Annotated in this window: 6 protein-coding genes; all 6 read right to left on the bottom strand. The window is 70.3% G+C overall.

The features are described from left to right. Positions 1 to 642: glycosyltransferase family A protein (locus FF041_RS23495; RefSeq protein ID WP_323392499.1), on the bottom strand; the 642-nt coding region annotated here is incomplete at its 3' end. Further along, a complete protein-coding gene (locus FF041_RS23490) occupies positions 639 to 1667 on the bottom strand; it encodes a 3-oxoacyl-ACP synthase III family protein (protein WP_153524651.1) in 1029 nt (342 codons plus the stop codon). The genes FF041_RS23490 and FF041_RS23495, both read right to left, overlap by 4 nt. Positions 1668 to 1975: 308 nt before the next feature. Beyond that, positions 1976 to 3037, bottom strand: a complete 1062-nt coding sequence (locus FF041_RS23485) for a threonine aldolase family protein (protein WP_228388569.1) — start codon at positions 3035 to 3037, stop codon at positions 1976 to 1978. Between the two features lie 260 nt (positions 3038 to 3297). Next, positions 3298 to 3990, bottom strand: a complete 693-nt coding sequence (locus tag FF041_RS23480; RefSeq protein WP_153524649.1) for a class I SAM-dependent methyltransferase — start codon at positions 3988 to 3990, stop codon at positions 3298 to 3300. 341 nt (positions 3991 to 4331) lie between these two features. Further along, entirely contained in the window at positions 4332 to 4727 is a 396-nt protein-coding gene (locus FF041_RS23475) for a hypothetical protein (RefSeq protein ID WP_153524648.1), read from the bottom strand. A gap of 314 nt (positions 4728 to 5041) precedes the next feature. Next, positions 5042 to 6815 (bottom strand): RICIN domain-containing protein (locus FF041_RS23470; protein WP_228388568.1); only part of this gene is annotated, 1774 nt, incomplete at its 5' end.

The following is a 6815-nucleotide window of genomic DNA, read 5'->3' as shown; positions in this document are numbered from 1 at the left end:
CACGACCATGCCGCGCGCGTGGACGATGGCGGTGGTGTGGCGGCGCACCCGGTTGAGGAACAGCCGGTCGGTGGGGGAGGGGCGGCGCGGCATCCCGCCGACCCGCTGGTACAGCTCGGCGGTGACGGCCATGTTGTTGCCTGCGTGCATCCGGTACGGGGCGAGATAGCCGTGGCGGAGCCGGTGCGCGGGACGTATCCGGCCGAAGAACGCGGCGACGCGCACCAGGGTCCGGAACGCGGCCCGGCCCGCCGGGCCGTGCTCGTCGCGGCGGGCGTCGATCCGTCCGCACACCAGGCCCGCGCCCCGCTCCAGCGCGGCCCGCGCGGCACCCGTCCAGCCGGGATGCGGCAGACAGTCGGCGTCGGTGCGGGCGAGCAGTGTCGCCCCCCGCTCGATGGCGTACCGGAATCCGGTGTCCACCGCGCAGCCCACCCCCTTCTCCGGCTCGCTGAGGACGTGCACCGGGAACGGGGCCCGCCGCGCGAAGCGGCGGACCGTGTCGGCGGTCGCGTCGGTGGACGCGTTGTCCACCACCACGAGCGTGAAGTCCCGGTCCGTCTGCGCGGCGAGTGCGACGAGGGTGTCGCCGATGCGCGCGGCCTCCTGGTGGGCGGGGACCACCACCCACAGCGCGCTCACGCCTTCTCCCAGACCATCGTCATGATGCTGACGCCGCCGCCCAGACCGACGAACAGCACCCGGTCGCCGGGGCGCAGCCCGCCGTGGACCCGGTCGAGCTGTATCCCGAGGCTGGCGCTGGCGATGTTGCCCAGCTCGGCTACGGTGACCACGAGACGGTCCTCGGGCACTCCGGTGATCTCTGTGAACCGTTCCAGGTACGGCACCGTGACCTGGTGCACCAGGACATGCCGGAAGTCCGTCCACTCCATTCCGCTCCGGTGCCGCACCCGGTCCAGCACCGAGGTGCCCACCTTCTCGAACACCTCGCGCAGCTCGCTCCCGTCACCGCGGAAGTAGGTGTGCTCGTCCCCGCGCGGATGACGCGAACCACCGCCGGGTATGCCCCCGGCCCGCCAGTGCTCGGAGAACGTCTCGCCGTCCACGTCGAGGATCCCGCCGCGTTCCACCGCCTCCAGGACGACCGCCGCGCCCGCGTCGCCGAAGGTGTAGCCCGCGAAGCCGTCGCGGAAGGCGGCCAGATCGGCGGGGTCGTGCCGTACGGCACGGCTCGGCGTCTCACCGGTGACGACCAGGGCCCGCCGGGCGCGTCCAGCGAGGATCATCGCCCGTGCGGTGTCGATGCCGTTGACGAAGCTGTTGCAGGCGTTGGTCACGTCCAGGGCGTGCGCCCGGGAGCCCAGCTCCGCCTGCACGATGTGCGCGGTCGCGGGCTCCACCATGTCGCGGCTCGCGGAGGCGAACACCAGCAGATCGACGTCCAGCGGGTCGAGACCGGCCCTCTCCAGCGCGGTGCGGGCCGCGGCCACCGCCAGAGTGGAGGCGTACTCGTCCGGGCCCGCGACGCGACGGGTGACGATCCCGGTGACCCGCTCGAACATCCCGGGCGGCAGGGGTATCCCGCTGCTGGCTGAGACGTGCTGCCGCAAACGTTCGGAGTTCATGACCCGTTCGGGCAGGGCGGCGGCCACTGCGGTAATGCCGACGCGGAGAGGACCGGCGCCGACCATGTTCGTCCTGTGCATGTCCGGAGGCTACGAGCTGATCCGGACAGCGGGTGTGAGCGTTGCTACTCAAGTGACCTGGGTAAAACCGGAAAGAGCGGTGGTCTCCCAGCGGCTGCTTCCGGTTCGGCGATGGGTCTTCGTCGTGCTGCCGCGTCGGACAGGACGCCGGATTGCCCGGGGTGGGGATCCGGGCTTCGGAGCCTGACCAGGAGAGGGTTGCGAACTGCGACTGGAGCACCAGCCTTGCCCGACGGCGACGCGGCAGCGCTCACCTGGCTTTCGACACCTTGGTGCTCACGCTGTTCTTCTGTTCCGGTCAGTTCCGGTCAGATCGGATGCGTCGTCGACGCCGGTTCCGGGCGGTCTTCGGGAGACGTGCGGGCGCCGCGCTCTACGCGGGCCAGGAGGTCGTGGATGAGGGCTGTCACCTCGTCCGGAGTGAACTCCATCGCGTTCTCGCCCACGGTGACCTCGAAGCTGCAGCGGAAGGGATCGGGTCCGGACCGTACCCGCCCCCAGAGCTGGACGCCTTGCTCGGCGAGGAGGGCTGCTCCGGCCTGCTCGACGAGCTTCCTGGGGGCCGGGAGGTGGACGTGGAAGATCGGTGTCTGCGGCGGAGCGGGGCAGGTACGGGCAGTGCCGTCGGCGTTGATGGCGGCGGCGATGGCGATCGCGTGGTCCCGGTAGGCGGACATGCGCGGCGCCAGTGTGTCCAGGCCGGCCAAGGCGGCCAGTGCGAGCGGCCAGGCGTCGGTGATGTCACCGCCCAGTCGCCGCCGCCACACTCCGACAGCGCGCGCCGTATCCGCGTCCGTGGCGAGTACGGCACCCCGGACACCCTGCAAGCCCTTGTAGAGAGAGACGTACACCGAATCGAACAAGGCGGCGATCTGGTCGAAGGGCCGCCGGTAGTAGGTCTGGGCCTCCCAGAGCCGCGCACCGTCCAGGTGCGCGACAGCGCCACTGGCTCGTACGAGCGCGACCTGATGGCACAGATCGTCCCATTCGGGGAGCCGGCCGCCGAGATCACGCTGCGGCAACTCCCACACCGCCGCCGCGAGCGGCTCCCCTGTCGCAGCCAGGTCCTCTGCCGTCATCAGCTCGAACGGATCTCCGGTGCGGTGGAACCGCAGACCGTGAACGGCGTTATAGCCCTGCTCCTCCCACAGATCCAGATTCGACTGCGGATGAGCGGCGAAGGTGCGGCGACCACTCCGGTCGGCGTGCACCCGGAGCACAGCCTGCTGTGCCATCGCCCCGGTGGGGAAGAACAGCGCGGCCTCCTTGCCGAGCAGTTCGGCCAGACGCCGCTCCAGCACGGCCACGGGGCCGTCGGGGCCGTCCGGCGGGGTGCTCTCGTCCACCAGCTCCAGCATTCGCTCCAGCATCGTGCGGGGACTGCGCCGGATCGGCGCATGCAGGAAAAGCGACCGTCGCACGGGCATTCTGCCATCGGACATGGTCAACTCCATGGCTATTGCAAACAGTTCGCAAGAGCTTAACAGCGGCAATAAGTGGGCGTCCCGAGTCGCGCCGGGATTGATCCAGATGCTCCGGCGAGGCGCTTGAGGACATCGGACACGGGGTGGAATCCGGGACGGGCATCGCGTGCACGGGCCGCCGTACGCGCTGTGGCGTGTCCGGCGGATTACCTCGTCACCGGCAGAGCTCGAACCCATGTGCGGTTGTCGGTCAGATAGGCGTCGACGGCGAGTCCTGCCTGAGCCAGGGCGTTTTCGAAAGCCTCATCGGTCAGCGGGCAGGAGAGGAACGTCTGGGTCCACCGCGCGTCCGGGAAGAGGTACTCGACATGGACGGACCGCACACCGGGGCGCACCGGTTCGGAGGACACCACGCGGATCAGACCGCCGTCGATCTCTCGCTCCCTCGGCAGGTTCTCGTGCCGGCCCGCGCCCTCTCGCTGGATCAGGACGCGGCCTTCGTCCGCGACATGCCGTCGGCAGGTGCGCAGCAACCCTTCGCGCACCCCCGGCCCGGCCGCGTGGACCAGGAACGATGCCAGCAGCACGACATCGAAGCGCGCGTCGAGCCGCAGGGTCTCGATCGGAGTGCAGACGGTGCGCGCGCCGTGGACCCCCTCCAGCATCTGGCGCGATTCATCGACCGCGGTCACCGTGAAGCCTCTTTCGACCAATGGATGCGTGATGCGGCCCGTGCCGGAGCCCAGTTCAAGGATGCTGGCTCCGGTGGGGACGGCGCGTTCGATGATGCCGGGTTCGTCGCCTGCCGGAAGGCGCCGGTAGAGCTCGACCGCGCATCCGTCCGGAGTGATCGCTCCTGGTCCGCTTCCCGTGTATCCCTCGCGCGCTGTGCGACTCATGCCGTCCATCGGAGCACGGCTGAAGCGGCTGCGACAGACCGCGTCCTGGTCCTCAGGCTGCGTCTTGGATTCTCGTGCGGCCGTCGACGCCCGCGGTGTCCAGGGCGGTCCCGATCCGCCCGGCGAGGACCACCGCGACCAGCGGAGTTCGTCGTCCGAGCGAGCCTCGCGGTGTCGTGCGTCGGGGAGAGACCGTGCGCGTCGGCGATCGTGACCGCTGTGAGTCGCCGGGTACGAGTGGCCGCCGCACACGCGCGAGGTGTGCGGCGGCCGGGTTCGCTCGGATGCGCTCGGCGGCCCTGGCTCGGCGCGCGAACCTGCTCCGGCCGGCGTTCGGCGGCTCAGCCCGCGGACGTGGTCACCCAGGACGAGCAGCTGTCCTGGTGGATGTACTGGTTGCCCCACTCGCCCCAACAGGCCCGGTACTGGACGGTGTCCTCCTCGGGGAGGTTCCGGTTGACGACGGTCCAGCCGTTGTCAGCGCCGTCGATGTCCCACTCGTCGCTCTCACGGCCGCTGGAGGACTTCCAGTGAATCACCGCGGAGTGCCCGTCGGCGGCGGTGTCCATGATGGAGAAGTAGTCGCCGTAGGACGTGAAGTACCCCTTTCCGGCTCCCCCGGCGGCGTAGGCCATGGCCCCGTCGGCATGGGACGGAGTAGCGAGGGCGAAGGAGAGCGCCGTCGCCGCGGCGACGGCGCCGGCCCGTGCCGGCCTGCGTAAACCAGATGTCGTCATGTCTGTGTCCCTTCAGGACAGGTGACTCTGATCTGGTGCCCGGACAGGTGAGGAATCGTTCCTTTCCCGGGCGGCAGACCCTACGGCTCCGCACTCCGGAGGGCAACGTCACGCCTCGGCCAAGGAACCCTTGTTTCGGCCGCTCGGGCCAGAACTCGTGGTGAGTGCACGGACTCTGGTCGCCCCCACCGCCTCAGGGGTGCCGGAGTGGTGAAGGCCGCCGCCGGCCCGGGCTCACCCGGATGCCGCACCTCCGCCCGTGCATACGCTGCGTGTGTGTGGTGGCTTGTCCGGGGCCGGGTGTGGTGGCGGGGTCAGAGCCGGGGGCGGGGGCGGATGAAGAGGTCCGTTGCGGTGTTGGTGTCGCCGGTGACGAGGTTGGCAGCGGTGGAGGCGAAGGCGACGAACTGGCCGTCGGGGCTGATGACGGCCTGGGTGGAGTGGTTGTTTCCCTGGACGCCGTTGTCGTTGACGCTGGCCCGGACGGTGGTGCCCGCCTGCCGGTCGCGGACGAAGGCGTCGGACGAGGTGTTGGTGTCGTACTCGACCAGCCGGTTCGCCGAGGAGATGAAGGAGACATGGCGGCCGTCGCTGCTGATGTACGGGTCCACCGATTGCATCAGGGCCTGGGAGCCGTCGTGGTTGACGCTGATCCGCTGGGTGGTCTGGGTCTGGCGGTCGCGGACGAAGACGTCGGAGACGGCGTTGGTGTCGACGCCGGACGGCAGGAGATCGCTTGAGTAGGAGTGGTAGGCGACGTAGCGGCCGTCCGCGCTGAGGGTCGGGCCGTAGGAGTCCCCGTTCCCTTCGCGGCCGCTGTTCGACACGCTGACGAGTTCGGTGGTCCCGGCCTGCCGGTCCCGTACGAAGATGTCGTACGGGTCCGCCGTGGCGGGGGGATCGGCGGGGGCGATGAGGTTGGTCGCGGTGGAGTCGAAGGTGACGTAGCGGCCGTCCGCGCTGACCGTCGAGCGGCTGGACCCGTGGTTGGCCTCGGCCTCGGCGGTGGAGACGCTGACGCGCTCGATGGTGCCCGCACGCCGGTCGTACAGGAAGACGTCGTTGTGGTTGTTGGTGTCGCCCGGCACCAGGTTGGACGCGGCGGACCGGAAGGTGAGGTACCGGCCGTCCGCGCTGATCGACGGTCCCGTCGAAGCGCCGTTGCCGATCTGGCCGGTGGCGGAGCGGCTCGTCAGCTCGGTGATCCCGGTCTGCCGGTCCCGGACGAAGATGTCGTATGTGCCGTTGGGGTCGTCGCCTGCGAGGTTGCTCGCCTTCGACGTGAAGGCGATGTACCGGCCGTCCGCGCTGATGGAAGGTCCTGTGGATGGGGCGTTGCCCGGTGCGCCGGTGCTGGAGACGCTGACGCGTTCGGTGACGCCTGCGGTGCGGTCGCGGACGAAGACGTCGTACATGCCGTTGGTGTCGCCCGCGACCAGGTTGTCGACGTCGGACGCGAAGACGACGTACCGGCCGTCCGCGCTCATGCGCCAGCCGTTGACGGCCGTCCCCATCCCCGAAGCGATCTGCCCGCCGCCGGGGGTGACGTTCACGCGTTCGACACCGCCCTGCGGCGCCTCCGCCGGGTCGTTGCCGACGCGCGGCATCCGCTGCTGGAAGCCGATGCCCGACTGCCCGGAACACTCGGCCAGCCGCACCGGGGCTCCCGCGGCGTGCGACCCGGAGTCGACCTCCAGGCACTTGGGCGGGCTCGCTGACAGCGGTTGGAGCCAGACGTGCGTGGTCCGGTCGACCATACGGAAGCTGGCGCTCGGCTGACTCGTGCAGTCGGTCTGCATCGCCGGGGAGCCCACCGCCGTGCCCTGCACCTCCATGCACCGGCCGCTGTTCACGTTCACGATGTTGACCGCGCCGCTGCCGACCGCGGACTCCTGGAGCCTCCAGACCACACCGGCCTGGCCTGCGCAGTCGGCCTGCACGATGGCCGCGCCGGCCACCACCGCCGAATTCTCCGCCTCGACGCACCGCCCGCTGTGGACGGCGATGATGTTCGCCTCACCGGCCCGCACGCCTGGGCCCGACGCGGCCTGGGCGGGCGGTGCCGTACCCATAGCGAGCAGGGCCAGG

Origin of the sequence: Streptomyces jumonjinensis (genome assembly GCF_009600885.1) — a bacterium.
Lineage (GTDB): Bacteria > Actinomycetota > Actinomycetes > Streptomycetales > Streptomycetaceae > Streptomyces > Streptomyces jumonjinensis.
Note: the sequence above shows the minus strand (reverse complement) of the source record. Positions and strands in the feature narration are given on the sequence as shown.

What these genes read in the sequence shown, in the direction of transcription:
- FF041_RS23480 (WP_153524649.1), bottom strand. Translation starts at nt 3,990, where the DNA reads ATGAGTCGCACAGCGCGCGAGGGATACACGGGAAGCGGACCAGGAGCG.
- FF041_RS23475 (WP_153524648.1), bottom strand. Translation starts at nt 4,727, where the DNA reads ATGACGACATCTGGTTTACGCAGGCCGGCACGGGCCGGCGCCGTCGCC.
- FF041_RS23490 (WP_153524651.1), bottom strand. Translation starts at nt 1,667, where the DNA reads ATGCACAGGACGAACATGGTCGGCGCCGGTCCTCTCCGCGTCGGCATT.
- FF041_RS23485 (WP_228388569.1), bottom strand. Translation starts at nt 3,037, where the DNA reads ATGCTGGAGCGAATGCTGGAGCTGGTGGACGAGAGCACCCCGCCGGAC.